Below are 22,296 nucleotides of genomic sequence, written 5' to 3' on the forward strand. Positions count from 1 at the left end.
CATCAATAAAATGGAATCTGTTGATTTGTATCTCTATGTCTGCATTATGCTGAGTTTTTTGCATAAAAAAAGTCCTGCCATCCAGCCTAACGACATACTTTGTCGCGATATTATATTGTCATTACAATTTTTGCTTTTCACATTTTTGTGGATTAATGACTGCGCCAATGTTGGCGTGTCATTACAAAATTATCAGTGCTTTTTTTGAGGGAAAAAATTATTTTTCCGTTTAAGATGATCGATGTTTTTGTAGTCAAGTTTCATCCTTCACGCCTTTAAGCCATTTCATTCAGGATAAAAAAAGCGACCCTGAGGTCGCCTTTAAAATCTGTTAAAGCCTTGATTTATGCACGGTTCAGGTCTTTATCATGGACACCGAGCAAATATAGCACTCCGTCCAGACCGACGCTAGAAATCGCCTGATTGGCATTTTGGCGAACCAGTGGCTTGGCCCGGAAAGCCACCCCCAGTCCTGCAATGGATAACATGGGCAAGTCATTGGCACCATCACCGACCGCAATAGTCTGTTCCAGAGAAATTCCCATCTCCTGAGCAATCTCACCGAGCAAGAATGCTTTACGCGCGCCATCAACGATATGACCTTTGACTTCACCGGTAACGACCCCATCCTGAACATCGAGCGCATTGGCATGTACTTCATCAATATCCAGTTTGCTTTGCAAGTATTCAGCAAAATACTGGAAACCGCCGGAAAGGATTGCGGTACGGTAACCCAATGCTTTTAAAGTTGAAATCAGACGTTCGGCACCTTCTGTAATGGTCAGGCGCTCGGCAATTTTTGGAAGTACCGATGCGTCCATTCCTTTTAACAAGGCGACACGCGCACGGAAACTTTGCTGGAAGTCCAGCTCGCCTTGCATGGCACGTTCGGTAATTTCTGCAACCTGTGCACCGACACCGGCTTCAATTGCCAGTTCGTCAATGACTTCCTGCTCGATCAGGGTCGAGTCCATATCGAAACACACCAGACGACGGTTACGGCGGTAGGCATTGTCTTCCTGTACCGCGACATCGACATTAAGTTCAGTGGATAAACGCAAACAGGCAGCACGCATTGCGGCTGCATCGAGCATCTGTCCTTTTAAACCGAACTCCACACAGGCGCGTTTCGGCCCGCTGCTGTGACCATCCAGAGCCGGACGGCCAGACAGACGGGTCACGGTTTCAATATTAAAACCCTGAGCCGAGACAATCTGGGTCACGGCTTGCAGATGAGAGGCATTTAATTCAGGAGCCAATGCCGTTACGATATAACGTGTGCGTCCACCCTCTTTGACCCACTGATCATATTCAGTCGCAGAGATCGGTTTAAAGCGCACAGTTAACCCGATATCATGTGCTAGAATCAGGATCTCCTTCATGGCTAATGCTGTCGCTGTCTGGTCTTCAGAGGCTACAACAATACCTAAGGTTAACTGATTATGAATAACCGCTTGCCCTACATCTAAAATCTGTAGGGAATGGGCGGACAAAACCTGCATTAATCGTGTAAATTGATTAGGCTGGTCAGGTCCTAAGAATGATATAAGAATGATTTCTCGCATGAATTGACTCGGGTCTGAGCTACAACTATTGTTAGAATCATAATCGAAATTGAACAGAATTGCCTTGGAAGTTTACGTTGAATGCGCCTAGACAAGGGCTATTTGCTAGCCTATTGATTATAAGTTTTGCTCTGCATACCTTTTTACTGGTATTGGCAACCACTCACCAACTGAATGAAAACCGTGCCAATCAGGGACAGCTGATGACCAGTCAGCTGGTGACAGACAGCCTGTCCGAGCTTGAACCGCCTAACCGTGTATCTCTGGCTTTACTGGCAAATCGTTACGCCACCAATCCAAGCGTAGCTTCAATTCGGATCCTGGATGCGAAAGGTCAGGTTTTAGCCACAGGTGGACTGACCAAAACCCGGGAAGGTGAAGTTTTTGTCCGTGATGCCCTGCAAAACGAGAAAAAAGTCGGTGTGATTGAAATTACGCTGATTGAGCCTAGTATTGGTGAAATTCTACGAACGCAATGGCTGGCGATTCTGTTCTCATTCATCATTCATGCCCTGCTCTGGGTTGCTTATCGTGCTGTGGCACGTCCAAGCCGCACCGAATATCTGGCGCGCATCAATAACGAATCGCGGCTAAAATTTGAGATTCAGACCCTGACCCAGGCACTGGAGCAGGAAAAGCATAATGCAGCACTGGCCATTGCCCAGGCTCAACAGGCAGTGAAAAACAAAGCCAAAGAAAAAGAACATAAGCCGGCGGTCCTGGAGCAGGATAGCCTGAGCTTAAATATCCAGTTCTATGATCCAAAACAGTTACTGGATAGCGTCAATAAAACCGTTTCGGTACCTTATTTTAATCTCTGTCAGATTTTCCTGAATAAAGCCACCGAACTCTGTGTGCAACGCTATAAATTGAATAGTTCTGATATTTGTACCGTACATAAATTTGATGAAAAAGGGGCCACGATCAGTATTGCGGCAGATAAACCAAATGCCCTGGCTTGCCTGACCATGATCAGTGCCGTGTTCCAGCTGCTGTCCGAAGTGCTGTATAAACGTTACCGGGAAGAAAAACGTTTTGTGCTGCAAACCCGCAGCGCAATTGCCTCTAAAGTCGAGGAGATGCAGCTCAGCTCAGTACAAGCCTCTGAGCGTCTGACACAGCATCTGGTCTCGAAAGAAAGTGCCCTGCATGTACCGAATCATTTGCTAAAAGATGTAAGTGATCACTTCCAGCTGGTGAGTATGCCTAATCCAACCAATGTCCTGACCCGTCATGCCTTTGTGGTGAACGGAATGGATGCAGAAACGGCAGAGCTGGCACAGACTTTTAGAACCGAGATTTTAAAATCCAAACAGTCCAAAGCTTCATAAATTTTTTAAATTAAAAAGCCCGATATTGAATCGGGCTTTTTTATAGCTTGGTTCTGCAAATTTTCACTGGCTGGATGTTGCTTTTAGCTTCTCAGCAGAATTTAGACATGAACTTTTTTAAAATTCTAGCGGTCTGTATCCAGATTCTGCTTTGGCACTGAGGCACTGTCTTTACTTTTGGCAGCCCAGTAAGTGGCTAATGCAGGACCTGAAATATTGTGCCACAGACTGAAAATGGCACTTGGTAAAGCCGTCAATGGAGAAGCAGCAAAATGAGTTGCCGCCAAGGCCACACCCAGACCAGAGTTTTGCATACCGACTTCAATCGATACTGCACGACAGTCTATTTCTGCCAGCTTGAACATGCGACTGGCCCAATAACCCAGCAGATAGCCCATACCATTATGTAAGGCTACAATCCCCAGAATTATTAGCCCCGATTGTAAAATCTGGGTTTTGCTGCCGGCAATAATCGCCGCGACAATTGCCACAATCGCAATTACAGAAATCAAGGGCATGAACTGAATATAGGTGCTGACTTTTTGCTTGAGTAGCGCTCGTACCATTAAGCCCAGAATAATCGGAAATAACACCACCTGTAAGATTGATACCAGCATGGATAAGGCATTAATCTCAATCCACTGACTGGCCAGCAAATAGAAAATTGCTGGAGTAAAAATGGGTGCCAGTAAAGTCGAAACCGAGGTACAGGCGACAGACAAGGCGGTATTGCCCTTGGCCATATAGGTAATCACATTGGATGCCGTTCCGCCCGGACAGCAACCCACCAATATTACCCCGATCGCAATCTCTGGCGGTAGCTGAAACAGTTTGCACAGCAGATAAGCCAAGCCTGGCATCGCCACAAACTGGGCGACGACTCCAATTGCCACAGCTTTCGGACTTTGCAAGACACTTTTAAAATCGCCTACCGTCATGGTCATACCCATGCCGAACATGATGATGCCCAACATCCACGGAATATAAGCCCTCAACCAGACAAAAGCTTCAGGAACCAACAAGGCAATGCCAGAAAAGAGTACGACCCATAGCGCAAAGGTTTTTTGGATAAATTGGCTAAACTGGAGCAAAGCTGACATGGGTTTCATCCAGGTATGACATCAAGGGAGATTAAATAAAACAGGTATCTCTTGATACCTGAGTTTATAGATTTAAATACAAAGACAATTAACGAGATATCTAAAGCCTATTCTTGTAAGCTTTTAAACTGTCTGGACGATATCTTTGACATAAATCCGTTTCACTCCATGCGACAGCATATCCTGCCAGGCATGTTGCAGGGAACCATTCAGATCAATGCCCTTGGTGGCATCGGCAATCACATAGGTTTTAAAGCCCAGTTTGCAGGCATCAATGGCAGTCCAGGCCACACAAAAGTCCGTGGCAATCCCGACCACAAATACGGTATCAATCCCACGCTCACGCAGATAGCCAGCAAGACCCGTCATGGTTTTCCGGTCAGCTTCCATAAAGGCCGAGTAACTGTCGATCTGCTTATGAAAACCCTTGCGAATGATGAGTTGTGCTTGCGGTAAATTCAAATCCGGATGCAGTTCGGCATCGAGTGTCCCTTGCACACAATGTTTTGGCCATAAGACCTGAGTGCCATAATCCAGCTGAATACTGTCATAGGCTGCTTTGCCCGGGTGGTTGTCTGCAAAAGAAATATGATTGTCCGGATGCCAGTCCTGAGTCAGGATAATATGCTTAAAATGCTGTCCCAATTGATTGATATTTGGAATAATCTGGTCAGCATTGGCTACAGCTAGATTACCTCCTGGGGTAAATCCTCTCTGTACGTCCACGACCAGTAAAGCGATATTATTCTGCATCTGTTTTCACCCATTGAAATCTCGATTTATACCCAAGCATAGCGCAAAATACCCCAGAATTTTTAGCCCTACGGTTAAAAATGGCATGACTGTGCATTCTGAATGTGCTCATAGAAGCAGATCGAGAGACTTCTTCTTTTTGAAAATATGGGATGAGTTGCGGATGTGTACCGATCTAGACCTGTACAAAAATGAATTCTAGATTGTCGTAGATAAGGAATCCGGATTTTTAATCATATAGCCCTGGCTCGTTCTTAAATTCCAAAAATAAAAAAGCCTGCTCATTGCAGGCTTTTTTATTTTTGAACATTACACTTTGGTGCGGTTCACTAAAAACAGCATACATAATGCAGAGATAATGATACATGGGATCGCAGCGGTAATGACTCCCGCAGCCCCAAAACCAGCCGTCAGTAACTGACCGGCAATGACTGGACCCAGCATGGCACCAATACGACCAACGGCCGATGCCACACCGACACCGGTCCCACGCACTTCTGTCGGATACACGATACTGCCAAAGGCATACAGTACACCCTGACAACCAATGACAAAAGCCCCGGCCAATGCGGCTGCCATATACATCTGGTTCAGCGAGCTTGCACCATTCAGCGCCAGTAGACCTGCCAGGATACCACCGTACATCAACAGGATCACATAGGCTTTCTTCCAGCGATTGGTCAGCATACCCAGAATAATCGTACCAATCGTCGCTGTAACCATGAAGTAGAACTGTGCGGTTGAACCATCCTTACGGGTAAAGCCAAGTTCCATAAATAATGATGGCAGCCAGCTCAACATGATGTAAACCACCATCAAGGTAAAGAAGTAGCTCACCCAGATACATAGCGTACGCAACAGGTTGTCCGAATTAAACAGGTCCTTGAATGAACCCTTCGGTGTAACGGCAAGTTCTGCTGCAGTTTTGTTCTGTGCTTTCAGGTATTCCTTCGACTCAGGCAAAAATAGCATCATCAGCGGAATGGCAAAAATCGGTAACAGACCACCGAGATAAAAAACATTCTTCCAGTTGGCACCAAATTCAGTCGCCGCAATTAAAGATAAAATTGCTGCGCCGACTGGCATGCCGCAGTACATCAAGCCGACTGCACGGCCACGGTTTTGTGGAGAGACAGCTTCAGAAGCGAGTGTAATCAGAATTGGCATCGCGCCGCCCAGACCGGCCCCGGCCAGAAAACGCACTGCCAGCAAGCTGTTAAAGCTATTCACCCAGACGGTACATAAGGTAAATACAGCAAATACTGCTGTCGACCAGATCAAGACCTTTTTACGGCCAATGCGGTCCGCAAACCGACCACCAATCAGTGCACCAGGTAATAAACCCAGAATCCCTGCACTAAAAAACACACCCAACTGGGAACTATCGAGACCAAAATACTCACGAATACCTGCAGCAGCAATTCCGGCTGCCTGAATATCTAAGCCTTCGATCACCGCAATCAGAAAACAGATCGCGACCGTGACGATAGCATGCTTATTGTCTGATTTTTCCATTGGATTATCCTTGTTTAATCAGCGTTACAAAAGAGAGTCATCATCTATGAGCCTGACTGCAGAAATAACTATCAATAAGTGGAAGGTTTTGCTTGGATATTCCTAAAGGAGCAGAAGCGGGTGAAGAGAGGATACGACCAGATAAAGTCGCAAAAACACTTAATCAGAACAGCATAAAATGCAAGACTTCGACCTTAAGGCTTATACATCAAGTTAAAAAATCAACCGATAAGAAAAAAATTCCTCAATATATTGATATTTAAAAGAGATTAGTTTTAACAGTTTTTGATTTTATTTGTCTGGGTCGAAAGAGGCTATCAAGATGTGTAATATCTCAATTTATCCAATATAACTATTAATCCATAAGCAAAACATACTGAAACGGCAGTTTTGAGCTGATCGTTTTGCACAAGCGTTAGCATTTTTGAGTCGATTTGCTGGATTATCTATTGCTATGTAGCTAGAGGCAGGACTTTAGTCTCAGGATTTTGCTTTATAAATCATCTTATTTATTACTTGATTGTTTCCAGAAGGCTTTGTATAAAGAATTCAGTAGCTTTTACTAAAGCATATTGTTCTTATGCGTTTGATCAGTCATAATTTGCATAAGCAATATTCAATTCAATGCAAATCTATTGAATTTGCTATAAATCAAAATACAAATCCATCCCAATTTATGTTTTCTCATTCCTTTCGGATGGACAAATAGGATAGTTTTTTAAAATGACTCAGCAAGCACAGACCATTCAAGGTTCCATAGTCGCAATCGTCACCCCTATGTTTGAAGATGGCAGCGTAGATTGGAAGGGTCTCGAGAAGCTGGTTGAATGGCATATTGCAGAGGGTACCAACAGTATTGTCGCCGTTGGAACAACAGGCGAAGCCTCTACTCTCAGCATGAGTGAACACACCCAGGTGATCAAAGAAATCATTCGTGTGGCCAACAAACGTATTCCTATTATTGCCGGCACAGGTGCAAACTCGACTCGTGAAGCAATCGAACTGACCCGCGAAGCCAAAGAGCTGGGGGCAGATGCCGCGTTGCTGGTAACGCCGTATTATAATAAACCGACTCAGGAAGGCTTGTATCAGCATTATAAAGCCATTGCTGAAGCGGTTGACCTGCCTCAGATCCTGTATAACGTACCAGGCCGTACCGGTGTGGATATGGCCAATGAAACCGTAATCCGCCTGGCCGATATTCCACAAATTATCGGTATTAAGGATGCGACTGGTGATGTGCCACGCGGTGCTGAACTGCTGCAAGGTCTTAGCGGTAAGGATATGACTGTTTATTCAGGTGATGATGCGACTGCGTATCAGCTGATGGGCTATGGTGCCAAAGGCAATATCTCGGTTACGGCGAACGTGGCTCCGAAAGCCATGAGCGAAGTATGTGCCGCTGCCATTGCCGGTGATGCTGCAACTGCTGAACAGTTAAATGCTCAGGTTGCAAATTTACACAATATTTTATTTTGCGAATCCAACCCAATTCCTGTGAAATGGGCACTCCACGACATGGGCTTAATCGGTACAGGTATTCGCCTTCCATTAACACCACTTGCAGAACAATATCGCGCTCCGCTTCATGAAGCACTGGTCGAAGCGGGCGTTATCAAATAAAAGAGCAGAAGATTATGCAATTACGTTTAGGACTTAGCCTTACACTTTCAGTATTCAGTTTGGCAGGTTGTAGTTCATTGGCTGTGAACAACGGCTCTTTAGACTATAAAGAAACTACAAGCCTAGAAGCTTTACAATATCCTGAAGGCACTCTGGTTCGTCCGGCAACGCCATTGTACCCTGCTCCAACGGTCGATCCGCTTGCAATTGAGCATGCACCGAAGCTTGAAAACCAGCGTGGCAACCGTTTTGCCTTGCCACGCCCGCCAGCCCAGACTGCAAACTCAGGTGCAGCGAATCAGACTGAAACCAATACTGTCGGTAAACCGCAGTTGGTCACTGATGGAAATCTTAATCCTCTGCTTAAAATTGAGGGAAATTCTGCTACAATTTGGCAATACACCCTTGCCACCCTCAGCAGTCTGAATCATAGCATTGTTGCTCAGAACAAAGATCGTTACGAAATTACGGTTAAGGTCGATCAGCAAACCTATGTATTAAGATTATCTTCTGTAGGTTCAAGTAATAACCTCGCTGTGTTCAATGCCGATAACAGTTTTGCCGACCGTGAAAAAGCCGCAGAACTGCTCAACCAGATTTACCAAAATTGGCCAGCCTAGACATTTCTAGGCATTTTTTTTTGTAAAAGGTTCCCTCATGTTAAAACAAACCTTGCTCTATACTGGTAAAGCGAAATCTGTCTATACCACAGACAGTTCAGACCATCTGATTTTAGTCTTTCGGGATGATGCCTCTGCATTCAATGGCGAAAAAATCGAGCAACTAGATCGTAAAGGCAAGGTGAACAACCGTTTTAACGCCTTCATTATGGAAAAGCTGGCAGAAGCGGGTATTGAAACTCACTTTGAAAAGCTGCTGACTCCAAATGAAGTGCTGGTGAAAAAACTGGATATGATCCCGGTTGAATGTGTGATTCGTAACTATGCGGCAGGTTCTTTATGCCGTCGCCTGGGTGTGGAAGAAGGCAAGGCCTTGGTTCCTCCAACATTTGAATTGTTCTTTAAAGATGATGCGCTTGGCGATCCAATGGTCAATGAGTCACAAGCAATTGCTTTAGGCTGGGCAACTGCTGAACAATTGGCAAAAATGAAAGAATTGACTTACCAAGTGAATGACGTGCTGAAAGCATTGTTTGACGCAGGTAACATGATTCTGGTCGATTTCAAGCTTGAATTCGGCGTATTCCACGACCGTATCGTACTGGGTGACGAATTCTCTCCAGACGGTTGCCGTTTATGGGATAAAGACACCAAGAAAAAACTGGATAAAGACCGTTTCCGCCAAGGTTTAGGCGGTGTGGTTGAGGCATATGAAGAAGTCGCTGGCCGTCTAGGTATTGATCTTTCCGATATCTAATTATTCCTTAATTAAAAAACCGGATTTATAAATCCGGTTTTTTAATCCCTGCTACTTTCTCATTCCAGTTATTTAATTCAGTTTTTAAAGAGAGAAATTAAAAATAAACCTGTCATATAAATAAATAGTTTATTTAACACTTTTTCATTAGTTTTTGATAATTAAAATAAAGTGTACTAATTTAAATCAGATTCAACACATTATTCATTTAAAATAAAATTCAACCAATTAAATCATTAAAATAATTAATTATTTTTATTCATAAAAAACTACATTTTAAAACAAATATTTATTTTAAAATAATTCATTACATAATTTTTTTTTAGCTTATCAAAGCATGTTAATTATAATTAATCCTTGCTTAAAAAAGATAAGGAAGTATAAATTTTTCACTGCTCACCACTTAATTTATAACCAATTAATAATGATCGAGAAAAAACTAAAATAAGTTGAGGATTTTCTAATGAAAACATCTGGCTTTACCATATTGCTGCTTGCTGCCCTATTAAGTGCATGTCATGACAGCGATAATGACTCTTCCAGTTCTAATCCGCCTCCTACCCCAATTCCTAATCCTGTTGAACCGCCCCCTTATGACATGGAAGACATGAATAATTATATTGCTGCGACAAAATACGAGCAGAGATATAATAATGTGGTCGAGAACTGTGGGTCTGACTCAGCGCCACAATATGAATGTTCCGGACTGTTATTTAGAGGTATTCGGATCGCAGCTCAACCGAAACCTTGGGTTCACCGGCAAAGAGACCGCGACAAAGGCGCTGTAGCTTTTGCTTATATTCGCCAGGATCTGAATTTCAAGTTACCCGATGATACCTATCAGGCAGGTATTGTGATCAGACCGGATTATGAAGATGTAGCACCGACCCGCTGTGCATCGCCTATGGACATGAATACTGATGCCAGAACTGGCTCATTTAATAACTGTCTGAAATCGGATGAAGTCCAGTATGGCTCGGTCGACTATACAGTAAAAGACTGTCAGGACTGGGGCATCGATACGCCACAGAAATGGCTGGATATATTTATACCGGTCATGCGGGCTACCAAGGCACAAGGTACCCTAGATCAGTTCCCGGGACAGACCTGCTCGTATACCATGTCTGTATCTGATCAGGCTAAATTTGCGACTCGGGCGAATTACTTTAGTATGTTTGCCGCTATCCGAAAAGGTGTTCCAACTGATTTGCGCCCAGACTGGTGGAATGACGAGATTCTGGTCACTGCCTGGAATGACGAAAAGGCCACCACTGCACCGATCGAAGCTTTTTATTATAATCTGGGTAATGAAGCAGGTTTAGAAGCAGCTCAAAGCTTCCAGCAAGCATATTATGAGGACACCCAAAAATATCTTCCTATTCTAGCAATTGACTTTAAGGTAGATGAGCCATCCCGCATCTACTTCAGTGCACATGACCAGGTTGTATTTGAAAATCTGTCCAACCTTGAAAAAATTAAAATCACCGCAAACTGGTTAACGCCAGACCCGCCTGCGGAGAACTCAGCAGCGTTCGAGCTTGATAAAAAGACCTATCAGGAACTGCTCAACCCTTCTGCATCAAGATGGACACTGGCTCAACAAGATGCCAATATCACCTCACAGTATTTAGCCAGACGTTTTCTCGGCTTCAATTACAAGTACTATACCACTGAAGTTACCGCGCTAATCAATTATATGGTTGATTTTGAACAGCCAGTCGCAAATGAAATTAAGGCGAAATATAATCGTGAACGGCCATTTGTTTACTATAACAGTGAAATATGTACCCCTGAAGACCGCGACTTCCTGTTGACGAATACCTCATATCCATCAGGCCATAGCTTAAGAGGATATCTGGTCGGCTACAGCCTGTCCGATGTAGACAATAGCAGAAGAAGTGAGTTTGAAAACACTGCAGTTGATTATGCGAAGAGTCGTATAGTCTGCCGGGTACACTGGTTAAGTGATACTGAAGCAAGTAAAGGCATCGCTTCAATGGCTATGAATATTTTAAAATACTCTCCTGAATACCTGGGTAGAGTACAAGCTGCCAAGCAGTCAATTCAATAATCTGTCTGGGAAAGACTAAAACTCATCGAGCTTTAACTTTCTAAATAATGCTCCATAGATTTAATCATCTTTGGGGCATTATTTTTGCATAAAAAATCAACCTATTCCGAGTTAAATCATGATTATTAAGTCCTGAATTTTTAGATGATTAAATAATTGGATTGAAAACATTTTCCGGCAGATTAATATCATTATATTAAATCTATTTAAAAATACTTAAATCATTTATTTCTGCTATTTCAACTAATTATCTATACCAATATTTAACCATTTTTAAAACAGGATTCAAATTATTTAATAGTAATTAAAATAAAAGCCCGATCCCGGGCTTTTATTTACTGTTGCTGTTGTTGCTGCCAGCGACGTTGCTGTAAGCGCTCGGCCTCTACTTCACGCTTATTCCGCGCTGATTCATACAGTTTTATCCCTTTTAGCTCTGGTGGCAAATATTCCTGCATCACAAAATGCTCAGGGTAATTATGCGGATACAGATAATCTACCCCATAGCCCTGCTCTTTCATCAGCTTGGTCGGTGCATTTCTTAAATGCAAAGGTACCGGCAGGTTGGACGTTTTATCTGCGAGTTCCATCGCTTTGTTAATTGCCAGATAGGTACTATTACTTTTGGCACTAGTCGCCAGATAAACTGCACATTGCCCCAAAATAATCCGGCATTCCGGCATGCCTACAGCCTGTACCGAACGGAAGCATTCACCGGCTAGTAACAAGGCATTCGGATTGGAGTTACCGATATCTTCAGATGCGGCAATCAGCATACGGCGTGCAATAAACATCGGATCTTCACCGCCTTTGAGCATCCGCGCCATCCAGTATAGGGTTGCATCCGGATCACTGCCGCGAATTGATTTAATAAAGGCCGAGACTAAATCATAGTGCTGCTCACCAGACTTGTCATAACGAGCAATATTTTGCTGTGCTACTTTCACCACTACCGCATTGGTGATGATATTTTCCATATCCGGTTCAAAGGTACTGGCGATCAGATCGAGCAGATTGAGTGCCTTACGGGCATCTCCTGCCGCGAACTGAATCAGGGCATCAAATTCTTCAATCAGGATATGTCTTTCCTGTAAGAAAGAGTCATTTTGTAAGGCTTGCATCAATAAGGTCTGAATTGATTCAGCGCTCAAAGCATTCAGGCTATATACCTGACAACGTGACAATAAGGCACTATTCACTTCAAAGGACGGGTTTTCCGTGGTAGCGCCAATTAAGGTAATTTTCCCCTTCTCGACCGCGTTTAACAGCGCATCCTGTTGAGATTTATTAAACCGATGAATTTCATCAATAAATACTACAGGCGTCAGCAGATCACCACCTTCGGCAATGATTTCACGCAGCTCTTTTACGCCAGTATTCAGAGCAGACAGACTGATAAAAGGCCGGTCTACCGCTTGAGCCAGCAGTAAGGCAATGGTGGTTTTACCGACCCCGGGTGGTCCCCAGAAAATGATCGAAGGCAGATGTCCCTGATCAATCATCTGGCGTAAAGGCGCCTGCTCACCCAGCAAATGTTCCTGCCCGATAATCTGTGTAAGGTCGCGTGGCCGTAAACGTTCTGGAAGCGGGATATGACTATCTGACATGTTATTATTGGCTCAAATTAAATTCTGATCTCATTCTAACACCAGCAGTTTTGATTCCAAGATTGCAAGCCCCAAGCACAAAAAATTAATTTATATAGATATCCCCTATTTTTTTAATTCTGAATGAATTAATCTCTATAAAAGCAAATAATTTGAACATGATTAATTGTGAATTAATTACAGTGTAATTTTCATATTGTTTATTCTAATTAAAAGAAACTTATCTAGCCCATTGGGCAATTCTGGGCTGTAGTGGTGAATGCATGAAGCATGATAAATTTGAACAGGGAACTGTGAGCTGGTCGGAGCCACTGGCATCATCATCACTGATTGCGCCACACGTTCACCTGTCTGAATCTATTTTGTTAAAAAATCTGATTGATGCCTTACCGCAACCCTTGTGGGTCAGCAACAAACAACATCTGCAATATTTTAACCATGCCATGACTGACTATCTTGGGGTAAACCTGAATGAACAGAGCAATCCACAATGGCAGAACTTCATTCATGCAGAGGACCTGCAGCTGTTTTTAACGCAGTGGCATGCGGCGCTGGACCAGCATCAGGATTTTGAAACCCAGTGCCGGATTAAACGCAGTGATACCCATTATCGCATGTGTAGCCTGGCAGTAAAATTTCATCATCAGCCGGACCATTTGCTGCAATGGGCCGTTTCCCTGACCGATGTGCATGATTATTTTGAAATCCAGCAGCAACTTTCTCACATTGTTTCCACCCAGGAAAATATGCTGGATGCCAGTGCGGACTGCATTAATATTATCAGTCCTGAAGGTGAAATTCGACATAGCAACCAGCCGGGTTGTCTGACACAAGCAAATGAGGCCGAAGAACAGGATCAGGACCGCTCATTGTCCTGGTTCAATCGTTTAAGCCCTGAAGCGCGAAAACCCGCGCAGCGCGCATTAAAACAGGCTGCCCAAGGCTTAAACAGTCGTTTTTCCAGCAAAGTTCAGAGTAAAGATCAACCAGTTCAGTATTGGGATCACCTGCTGACCCCGATTCTGGATCAGCAGAATATTACTCAAAATATCCTCTGTGTATCACGCAATATCAGTCAGCAAAAAATCGCAGAAACCCGTTTAAAAGAAGTGATTAAACGTGATGAACTGACTGGCCTGTATAACCGTAGCACTTTCTATAAAACCTTCAAACAGGTCTTGGTAAAGGCCAAGCAACAGCAGACCATGGCAGGTTTACTACTCATTGATCTGGACTATTTCCGGCACATCAATGATACCTTGGGTCATATTGCTGGCGACCATCTGCTCCATATTCTGGGTAAGCGTTTCCAGGCCTGTTTTGGGTCAAATACCATCGTTGCCCGCCTGGGTGGTGATGAATTTGCTGTGCTGGTCAAAAATCTGAAAAGTGAAGAACAGCTGCTGGCAACAGCGCAAATGGCGTATGCCCAGCTGGAGCAACCGATCAATTATGTCGGCAATAGCATCAACAGTGCCATGAGTATAGGCTGCACCATTTATCCACGTGATGCCTTGAATACCTCTAATCTGCTGAAATGTGCCGATATTGCCTTGAATGACTTGAAAAATAGTGGCCGTGGTGGTATCCGCATGTTTAATCAGGAAATGTGCGGATCACTGGAAAATATGACCAAGCAGCTGACGCTGGCGCGCAAGATTATTCTCGCCGATCAGATCATTCCCTATTATCAGCCCAAGGTCCGTCTATCTGATGGTGCAGTGATTGGTTTTGAAGCGCTGTTACGCTGGCAGGATCAGGACCAGAATATCCAGTTACCTTCCGAAATTTTTGGTGCCTTTCAGGACTATGAGCTGGCCTCACGTATCAGTGAAACCATGCAGCTGAAAGTTTTCGCTGACATGAGCCGCTGGCAGGCTCAAGGTCTGGATCTGTTGCCAATTTCAATCAATGCTGCACCGGTCGAATTCCTGCGCGATGACTATGCCGAGAAACTGTTGGCACGCCTGTCCAATTTCGATATTCCGGCCCACAAAGTTGAACTGGAAATTACCGAACAGAGCCTGTCCGAGCATGGTGCCAATTATGTGGTCCGTGCCCTGAACCTGCTGAAACAGGCCGGAATCCAGATCTCGCTGGATGATTTCGGTACCGGACATTCTTCACTGACCCGCTTGCAGGACTACCCGGTCGATTGCATCAAGATTGACCGCAACTTTGTAGAGCGCATGAACAGTGACCCGTCTGCTCTGGCCATTGTCAAAGCCATTACCCAGATTGGCTCCAGTATTGCACTGGATGTTCTGGTCGAAGGCATCGAGAATACAGAACAGCTGGATACCCTGATTCATTGTGACTGCCAGATTGGACAGGGCTTCTATTTCTATCGTCCGATGGCCGGTGCTTCGGCCCAAGCTCTGCTGCATCCGCTAGTGCAAGAAGCAACTATTCAGCAATCCTGCAGACAGATTTAACGCACCCAGCGTACGATATAATCTTCAATGTCATCTTCATGAATATCAGCTTCACTCAGGCAGCGTCCTGCTGCCGACTTGCGCGCCTGAATCACACTTTCTCGTGAACCGCTGACCAGATAATGCCAGGATGGCAAGCTTTTGCCCTGTTCTACCCGGCGATAGGCACAACTTGATGGTAACCAATGAATGGTTTGCAATTTTTCTGGGGTAAGCTGAATACAGTCCGGCACATATTGCAGGCGATCCGGATAATTGGAGCAACGTGCAGTGGTGCAATCCAGCAGCTTGCAGGCCACTTTGGTATAGGCAACTTCCTGGGTATCTTCGTCTTCCAGTTTAATCAGACAGCATAAGCCGCAACCATCACATAAAGCTTCCCATTCAGCTTGCGTCAGTTCAGCCAGTGAATAGTTTTTCCAGAATTCAGGACGTAAAGTATCGCTCATGATCAGGTCGGCACATTCAAAAATCAGCTTATTATAGCAGCCCGAACCCTGCAGACCTATCGCTCAAATTCTTATTACTATCACGTAAACTATTGTTAAATCATAGACAGTTCATCAACAAAACACTAACAGTCGCTAGAATCGTTTATTTCTATACTAAATTTGAAAATAAAAACACATGGAGAATATATATGTTTCGCTGGGCTATTATTTTTGCTGTTATTGCATTAATTGCGAGTCTACTAGGTTTTGGTGGCGTTGCAGGCTTATCTAAGGATTTTGCAATTATCTTGTTGGTAATTGCGGTGATTCTTGCGATCGTTGGTTTTCTTTCTCGCGGCAAAGTCTAGATTTACACTAGACTTGCCCGAGGCAAGTGTGAACTTTCGAAAAAAACAAGAGCCTTTTGGCTCTTGTTTTTTTATGGCTCTATTAATTTATACCAGCTCGGTTTTAAGCTTAAGGTTTTAGATGACGAGGCCTAAATCCCGCTACCAGTAAGGCTGCAAGATAAGCTGCCACACCGACAACACATAAGATCACCACTTCTAAAACACGCATCCATTGCGATACATCTGCGTTATACCAGCTCAGGCCATAGGCTAAAGCGGCAATCATGACGGTATTGGCAAACATAAACTGCAGGAAGATTTTTTTCCAATGTGAGCCAAAGCGGAAAATATGACGTTTATGCAGATAATAATAAAGTAAACCGGCATTGACCATGGCTGAACCCGTTGATGCCAAGGCAAGCGCCATATGCTCTGCTTCCCAATGAATCAGCTTGAAGAAACCGATAAAAATCACGTTCAGAATCGCATTGGCTGCCACGGCTATCAAGCCGATACGTACTGGTGTTCTGGTATCCTGTCTTGCATAAAAACCGGGCGCAAAGACTTTAATCAGCATAAAGGCGATCACACCACCACTCATACATTTTAATGCCAGAGCCGTCATTTGAGTATCTTCAAAGGTGAACTGGCCACGTTCAAACAGGGCCTGAATGATCGGTGTCGAGAGCATAAATAATGCAATGCTGGCAGGAAGACCTGCCATCACAATCACTTTGGCAGCCCAGTCCATCATGCCACGAAATTTTTCCGGGTTCTGCTCGGTATGCCGCGCAGATAATGATGGCAGAATTACAGTTCCAATCGCAACACCGATCAGGCCAAGCGGCAATTCGGTCATACGTTCGGCACTGTACAGCCAGGACACCGAACCATCCTGCATGAACGAAGCCCAGATGGTATTTAACAATAGATTAATTTGCGTGACCGATACACCAAATAGTGCCGGCAGCATCAACTTCATGATGCGATCAACACCTTCATGTTTGAAGTCAATTTTGGGAGGAATCAGCAGCTTTTTACGCCACAATTCAGGAATCTGGATCGCCAGCTGTAAAATACCGGCAATAATAACTGACCAGCCCAGTGCCATAATGGGCTCTGCCATATAAGGCGTAAGCCAGACTGCTCCGGCAATCATGGCAATATTTAACAAGACCGGTGCAAATGCCGGTGTGCTAAAAGAGCCATAACTGTTCAGGATACTGCTGGCAAAGGCAGTCAGCGACATGAACAGCAAATAAGGAATGGTCAGGCGAAACATGTCCGTTGCCAGGGCGAATTTTTCAGGATCGCTATGGAAACCCGGTGCATAGATATACATGATCAACGGTGCAGCAATCATCGCGACCATGGTCAGAGCTGTCATCACCGTCGCCAGACAGCCGAATACCCGACTGATCAGAATCTGGACTTCGAAATGAGTACGACTGGTTTTGTATTCGGTCAGTACCGGAATAAAAGCCTGTGAAAATGCGCCTTCGGCAAATAATCGCCTGAAAAAGTTTGGAATACGAAATGCAACTACGAAAGTATCGAAGTCTTTACCAGCACCAAAGACATTCAGTAAAACAATATCTCGAACCAATCCCAGTACGCGTGACAACATGGTCATCGCACTGACAATGACGGTCGAACGCCAAAGCGCCATCCTCTTCACCTAATGTATAAATTTGTGGCTATTGTAATGAAACTTTTGTCAGAAGTTCATTGCTTAATTTCATCCCGCAAGCGAGTTTGAAGTGTTTTTATAATGCTGTAACTGTGTACGAAAATCAGCCCAGTTAAAATACGGCCCCGGATCAGTCTTGCGGCCCGGTGCAATATCTGAATGTCCGGCAATATGCTGCTGGATTTTAGGATAATAATCTTGCAAACAGGCAGTCACTTTGACCAGGGCTTCATACTGTGCGGTTGCAAAAGGTAAATCATCACTGCCTTCCAGCTCGATCCCGATCGAATAATCATTACATTCTTTTTTGCCCAAATAGGTCGAGCGGCCAGCATGCCAGGCACGGTCATTAAAATTGACGAATTGCAGCACTTCTCCCGTTCTTAAAATCAGCAGATGAGTTGAAACCTGCATCCCTTCAATTGTTTGAAAATAAGGATGTACGGACCAGTCCAGCTGATTCTGAAAAAACTGTTCAATATAACCGCCACCAAACTGGGAAGGAGGCAGGCTGATATTATGAATCACCAGCAATTGAATCTCGGTCTGTTGTGGCCGCTGATTAAAATTGGGAGATGGGATTTGACGTGCACCGATTAGTTGCCCGTCCCTGACCTGAAACTCAGCTGCCTGTTGCATAAAACCGTTCTCCCCAAAAAATAAAATCTGCAAGATCAGCATTGCAGCCGGCTTCATGCTAAAACTTTCAAGGACAAATCTCAATTCATCCCGGCAAACTGGATGAAAAATCGCTCATCTTTTATGTAACGGTGCTAAGATAAGGCGCAATTTTTACGGCTTAAAAAGATACGGAAGTAGACATGAGCATATCTCAAGCTTTGCTAGACCAGTCGATTCAAATCAACATCCAACAGGCACTTTCAGAAGATATTGGTGAAGGCGATATTACCGCCCTGCTGACCCCTGAAGACGAACAGGCCACTGCCACCATCATTAGCCGTGAAAACATGGTTTTGGCCGGTCAGCCTTGGGTCAATGCCTTGATTCAGGCCTACGACCCGAGTGTTGAAGTGATCTGGCTGAAAAATGATGGCGATCATGTTCAAGCCAATGAAGTATTTTTAAAACTGGCAGGATCTGCGCGTAGCTTATTGACTGTAGAGCGCCCTGCCCTAAACTTTGTCCAGACACTATCAGCCGTTGCCACTAAAACAGCCCACTATGTCAAACAGTTGCAAGGTCTAAACACCAAGCTGTTAGATACGCGCAAAACCCTTCCGGGTCTGCGTATTGCACAAAAATATGCCGTGGCCATTGGCGGTGGTCAGAATCACCGTTTGGGTCTGTTTGACGCCTTTCTAATTAAAGAAAATCATATTATGGCAGCGGGTGGTATTGCGCAGGCAATTGCCAAGGCTCATCAGATTGCGCCAGGCAAACCGGTCGAAGTTGAAGTCGAAACCTGGGATGAGCTGAATCAGGCGCTGGAAGCCCATGCCGATATCGTGATGCTGGATAACTTCAGTCAGCAACAAATGATTGATGCGGTGCAACATGTAGCCGGTCGCTGTAAGCTGGAAGCTTCAGGGAATATTACTATTGAGAATTTACGTGAGGTTGCCAGTACTGGCGTTGATTATATTTCCATGGGCGTGCTGACCAAAGATGTCAAAGCCATTGATCTATCGATGCGTTTTAATGCTGAAGCTTAAATTTGATACGCAATAGGAGAAGGGTGCGAAGCACCCTTTTTTTTATTTTTTAAAATTTTTTGCGCATATTTTGTACAAAAAATATATTGAGGAATGAAGTGATGTCGGATTGTCATCACTTATTGTTATTTTGTCCTGCCGGTGTAGAAGTACTATCCTGATTTGCATCATGGGACTTGGACTTATTATTATCACAGGCCGCCAGACCCAGAACTGTACACACTGACAGTGCGATGAACCATATTTTCATATCTCAATCCTCTACGGGTTAGTAGATTTAAAATCATCTTCTGAAACCCAGCGCTACAGTAGACAGGTCCTGTTCAATTTTTGTGAGCTAATGTTGAGGCATAAAAAAACGCATCTTTTAGATGCGTTTTTTAGCTTTAATGAATTACCAGCCTAAAGCTTCTTGCTGTTTTTTCACCAATTCCTGAATCCCTTTCTCGGCCATTTCCAGCATGGCATCCGATTGGGCACGGGTAAATGGTTTGTCTTCTGCAGTGCCTTGAATTTCAATAAATTCACCTGCCTGCGTCATCACCACATTCAAGTCCGTTTGACAGTTTGAATCTTCTTCATAGCAAAGATCCAGTAATACTTCATCTTTGAAAATACCCACAGAAACTGCAGCCACTAGGCCTTTCAACGGATCATGTTTGATTTTCTTTCTTTCCAGCAATACGTTCATGGCATCGACCAAAGCCACTGCAGCACCGGTAATCGCTGCAGTACGGGTACCGCCATCAGCCTGAATCACGTCACAGTCGATGGTAATGGTATTTTCACCCAGCTTTTTCAGATCAACCATTGAGCGCAGGCTACGACCAATCAGGCGCTGAATTTCCTGGGTACGGCCACTCTGTTTGCCACGTGCCGCTTCACGGTCGCTACGGGTATGAGTTGAACGTGGCAACATGCCATATTCAGCAGTTACCCAGCCTTGGCCCTGACCTTTCAGGAAACGCGGTACAGAACTGTCTACACTGGCAGTACAGAGTACTTTGGTATGACCAAATTCAACCAATACAGAGCCTTCCGCATAACGTGTATAGTTACGGGTAATTTTCACTTCACGTAATTGATCTAATGCTCGTTGGTCGATACGCATAATAAGTCCTGTAGGGGTTCAAAATAATTGCGGCCCAGTATAGCAGAAGCCTTGACCAAGATTAGGCAAGCGGGGCATTCATTTACAAAATCAGTGCATCAGAGCGGGAGGAAATATCAAAATTCTGCCGACCTGTGATGCTACGATTTGACTTGATTTTTGCTAGACTAAAATACCCCTTAAGGGAAGCCAGTGGCAGGAAACCCATTTATGTCCTTACGTGAAGATCGCAAGCAGCAAAGTCATCAGGCACTACTTGATGCGACACTGGCATTCAGCAGTCAGGGACGCGCTTTCAGCACGATCAGTTTGCGGGAAGTCGCACATGCTGTTGGACTGGTACCCGCGGCGTTTTATCGGCATTTTCAGGATATGGACCAGCTCGGTCTGGAATTGCTGGATCAGGTGGCGATGCACATCAAAGGGGTACTTCATCAATTGGGACAGGCTTATCTGTATCAGCCAAATACCCGGACCCGAACCGGGCTGGAACTGTTTTTTCAGGCCGTCGAATACCATCCTGAATCCTGGATTTTTTTTGTGGCAGAACGCTGGGGTGGCTCGGATGTGTTACGTACCGGAATTGAACGGGAAATTCATTTTCTGGCCGAAGATGTCATGCATGAACTTGCCAAGATGCAAACCATCCGGCATATCCAGACCCCACAGGACTTGCAGGCTCTGGCACAAATGCTGATTGAACTGTCCCTGAACTGGGCCATGGGCTGGATTCATCTGCAGCATCAGGCTGATCCCGAGCTGCGCCAAGTCCAATCCAATGTCTTTAAAAGCCAAAGCGTGCTACAGATGCAGCTCTTGCTGCGTGGGGTTTTACACTGGTATCGGAGTCCTGCCGAAACAGCACCTCCCCCAACCCATGAAATGGTCACTCCCCCGACCTAAACAAAAAACCCGCATAGGATGCAGGTTTTTGGCTGGTCTTCAGCTTAACATTATTTGGCTTTACGCTCTTTTTCGACCAGATAATTCACGACCTGAATGACTTTGGCACCATCCCCCTGCACAATATATTTACCATTCACGGTGACTGCCGGAACACCACTTAACTGATATTGGGCAGCCAGATTTTTGGCTTGGGCAATTTTCGAAGTGATCGGGAAAGATTTATAGGTGCTGTTAAATTTCGCTTCAGGAATACCATAGCGGGTATAGAATTTGGCCAGCTGTGCCTGTTCTAAAATTGGACGCTGTTTGTCATGAATATCATGGAATAGCTGTAAATGTGCTTTTTGACGCACCCCCAATGCTTCAGATACATAATAAGCTCGCGCTGCCTGTTCCCAAAGTGGGTTCATCGCAGCCGGTGTACGTACAAAACGTACATCTTTTGGTAATTTCTTTAACCAGCTCTGCATATGTGGTTCAAGCGAGAAACAGTGACCACAGCCGTACCAGAAAAATTCACGCACTTCAATTTTGCCTGGTTTTTCGACTTTGACTGGTTTTGCAACCACCTGATAGTCCTGACCTGCCACAAAATTGGCCATAGCATTGCCTGAAACGGCCAAAACAGATGCGGCAACAGCGCCTAAAAGGAATTTTTTCATTCGGATTATCGTCCTCTAAATCATTATGCTTAAGTTTATGTGTTCAATATAAATCAATTATGCCGGTTTCGTTTTCATTCTGTGAACTTTTTTGCT

At 44.5% G+C, this 22,296-nt stretch carries 21 protein-coding genes; 10 read left to right on the plus strand and 11 right to left on the minus strand.

Going from position 1 to position 22,296, the window contains the following annotated elements:
- Positions 1-344: 344 nt before the first annotated feature.
- Complete coding sequence (gene serB / locus VXQ92_RS10785; RefSeq protein ID WP_064102579.1) at positions 345-1,565, minus strand: phosphoserine phosphatase SerB; 1,221 nt, start codon at positions 1,563-1,565, stop codon at positions 345-347.
- A gap of 77 nt (positions 1,566-1,642) precedes the next feature.
- Here serB and VXQ92_RS10790 point away from each other — a divergent pair, with 77 nt between their 5' ends.
- On the plus strand, positions 1,643-2,896 hold the full coding sequence (locus tag VXQ92_RS10790) for a hypothetical protein (protein ID WP_064095123.1): 1,254 nt from the start codon (positions 1,643-1,645) through the stop codon (positions 2,894-2,896).
- Between the two features lie 125 nt (positions 2,897-3,021).
- On the opposite strand, the gene VXQ92_RS10795 is transcribed toward VXQ92_RS10790, so the two are convergent.
- From VXQ92_RS10795 to mhpT, 3 genes are all read right to left on the minus strand, one after another.
- Positions 3,022-3,996 carry a bile acid:sodium symporter family protein gene (locus VXQ92_RS10795; protein ID WP_416681548.1) on the minus strand — a complete coding sequence of 325 codons (975 nt, stop codon included), beginning with the start codon at positions 3,994-3,996 and terminating at the stop codon, positions 3,022-3,024.
- Positions 3,997-4,119: 123 nt separating this feature from the next.
- Complete coding sequence (gene pncA, locus VXQ92_RS10800; protein WP_416681551.1) at positions 4,120-4,749, minus strand: bifunctional nicotinamidase/pyrazinamidase; 630 nt, start codon at positions 4,747-4,749, stop codon at positions 4,120-4,122.
- 309 nt (positions 4,750-5,058) lie between these two features.
- Positions 5,059-6,264, minus strand: coding sequence for a 3-(3-hydroxy-phenyl)propionate transporter MhpT (gene mhpT, locus VXQ92_RS10805; RefSeq protein WP_416681554.1), 1,206 nt, complete (start codon positions 6,262-6,264; stop codon positions 5,059-5,061).
- Positions 6,265-6,356: 92 nt separating this feature from the next.
- On the opposite strand from mhpT, the gene VXQ92_RS10810 reads away from it, so the two are divergent.
- The 5 genes from VXQ92_RS10810 (at position 6,357) to VXQ92_RS10830 (ending at position 11,335) form a co-directional block, all read left to right on the plus strand.
- Positions 6,357-6,527, plus strand: coding sequence for a hypothetical protein (locus VXQ92_RS10810; RefSeq protein WP_416681557.1), 171 nt, complete (start codon positions 6,357-6,359; stop codon positions 6,525-6,527).
- Between the two features lie 460 nt (positions 6,528-6,987).
- Positions 6,988-7,887, plus strand: a complete 900-nt coding sequence (gene dapA, locus VXQ92_RS10815; protein ID WP_064095127.1) for a 4-hydroxy-tetrahydrodipicolinate synthase — start codon at positions 6,988-6,990, stop codon at positions 7,885-7,887.
- Positions 7,888-7,901: 14 nt separating this feature from the next.
- Positions 7,902-8,507 (plus strand): lipoprotein-34 precursor (NlpB), encoded by a 606-nt coding sequence (locus VXQ92_RS10820; RefSeq protein ID WP_416681560.1) that lies wholly within the window; start codon positions 7,902-7,904, stop codon positions 8,505-8,507.
- 37 nt (positions 8,508-8,544) lie between these two features.
- On the plus strand, positions 8,545-9,264 hold the full coding sequence (purC, locus tag VXQ92_RS10825) for a phosphoribosylaminoimidazolesuccinocarboxamide synthase (protein WP_064102573.1): 720 nt from the start codon (positions 8,545-8,547) through the stop codon (positions 9,262-9,264).
- A 463-nt stretch (positions 9,265-9,727) separates the two neighbouring features.
- The gene (locus tag VXQ92_RS10830; RefSeq protein ID WP_064095130.1) at positions 9,728-11,335 is read left to right on the plus strand and encodes a phosphatase PAP2 family protein; all 1,608 of its coding nucleotides are present in this window, start codon (positions 9,728-9,730) and stop codon (positions 11,333-11,335) included.
- A gap of 335 nt (positions 11,336-11,670) precedes the next feature.
- On the opposite strand, the gene VXQ92_RS10835 is transcribed toward VXQ92_RS10830, so the two are convergent.
- Entirely contained in the window at positions 11,671-12,942 is a 1,272-nt protein-coding gene (locus tag VXQ92_RS10835; protein WP_416681563.1) for a replication-associated recombination protein A, read from the minus strand.
- A gap of 263 nt (positions 12,943-13,205) precedes the next feature.
- On the opposite strand from VXQ92_RS10835, the gene VXQ92_RS10840 reads away from it, so the two are divergent.
- On the plus strand, positions 13,206-15,377 hold the full coding sequence (locus VXQ92_RS10840) for an EAL domain-containing protein (protein WP_416681567.1): 2,172 nt from the start codon (positions 13,206-13,208) through the stop codon (positions 15,375-15,377).
- Here the strand turns inward: VXQ92_RS10840 and VXQ92_RS10845 are convergent.
- Positions 15,374-15,826 carry a YcgN family cysteine cluster protein gene (locus VXQ92_RS10845; protein WP_416681569.1) on the minus strand — a complete coding sequence of 151 codons (453 nt, stop codon included), beginning with the start codon at positions 15,824-15,826 and terminating at the stop codon, positions 15,374-15,376. The genes VXQ92_RS10840 and VXQ92_RS10845 overlap by 4 nt on opposite strands.
- A 191-nt stretch (positions 15,827-16,017) precedes the next feature.
- Between VXQ92_RS10845 and VXQ92_RS10850 the strand changes: the two genes are divergently transcribed.
- The gene (locus tag VXQ92_RS10850) at positions 16,018-16,176 is read left to right on the plus strand and encodes a DUF1328 domain-containing protein (RefSeq protein ID WP_004647174.1); all 159 of its coding nucleotides are present in this window, start codon (positions 16,018-16,020) and stop codon (positions 16,174-16,176) included.
- A 109-nt stretch (positions 16,177-16,285) separates the two neighbouring features.
- Here the strand turns inward: VXQ92_RS10850 and murJ are convergent, their stop codons facing one another.
- The gene (gene murJ / locus VXQ92_RS10855; protein WP_416681572.1) at positions 16,286-17,836 is read right to left on the minus strand and encodes a murein biosynthesis integral membrane protein MurJ; all 1,551 of its coding nucleotides are present in this window, start codon (positions 17,834-17,836) and stop codon (positions 16,286-16,288) included.
- Between the two features lie 60 nt (positions 17,837-17,896).
- Positions 17,897-18,487: a 1,6-anhydro-N-acetylmuramyl-L-alanine amidase AmpD gene (gene ampD, locus VXQ92_RS10860; protein WP_064095181.1), complete on the minus strand. Its 591-nt coding sequence runs from the start codon at positions 18,485-18,487 to the stop codon at positions 17,897-17,899.
- A gap of 182 nt (positions 18,488-18,669) precedes the next feature.
- On the opposite strand from ampD, the gene nadC reads away from it, so the two are divergent.
- On the plus strand, positions 18,670-19,521 hold the full coding sequence (gene nadC / locus VXQ92_RS10865) for a carboxylating nicotinate-nucleotide diphosphorylase (protein ID WP_416681575.1): 852 nt from the start codon (positions 18,670-18,672) through the stop codon (positions 19,519-19,521).
- Between the two features lie 115 nt (positions 19,522-19,636).
- Here nadC and VXQ92_RS10870 read toward each other — a convergent pair whose 3' ends face one another.
- A complete protein-coding gene (locus VXQ92_RS10870; RefSeq protein ID WP_263600642.1) occupies positions 19,637-19,771 on the minus strand; it encodes a hypothetical protein in 135 nt (44 codons plus the stop codon).
- 144 nt (positions 19,772-19,915) lie between these two features.
- A complete protein-coding gene (gene rph / locus VXQ92_RS10875; RefSeq protein ID WP_005261502.1) occupies positions 19,916-20,632 on the minus strand; it encodes a ribonuclease PH in 717 nt (238 codons plus the stop codon).
- A 210-nt stretch (positions 20,633-20,842) separates the two neighbouring features.
- Here rph and VXQ92_RS10880 point away from each other — a divergent pair, with 210 nt between their 5' ends.
- On the plus strand, positions 20,843-21,535 hold the full coding sequence (locus VXQ92_RS10880) for a TetR family transcriptional regulator (RefSeq protein WP_416681578.1): 693 nt from the start codon (positions 20,843-20,845) through the stop codon (positions 21,533-21,535).
- A gap of 50 nt (positions 21,536-21,585) precedes the next feature.
- Here the strand turns inward: VXQ92_RS10880 and VXQ92_RS10885 are convergent, their stop codons facing one another.
- A complete protein-coding gene (locus VXQ92_RS10885; protein ID WP_064102568.1) occupies positions 21,586-22,200 on the minus strand; it encodes a thiol:disulfide interchange protein DsbA/DsbL in 615 nt (204 codons plus the stop codon).
- Between the last annotated feature and the right edge of the window lie 96 nt (positions 22,201-22,296).

The sequence above is a fragment of the Acinetobacter sp. 228 genome (assembly GCF_048147885.1).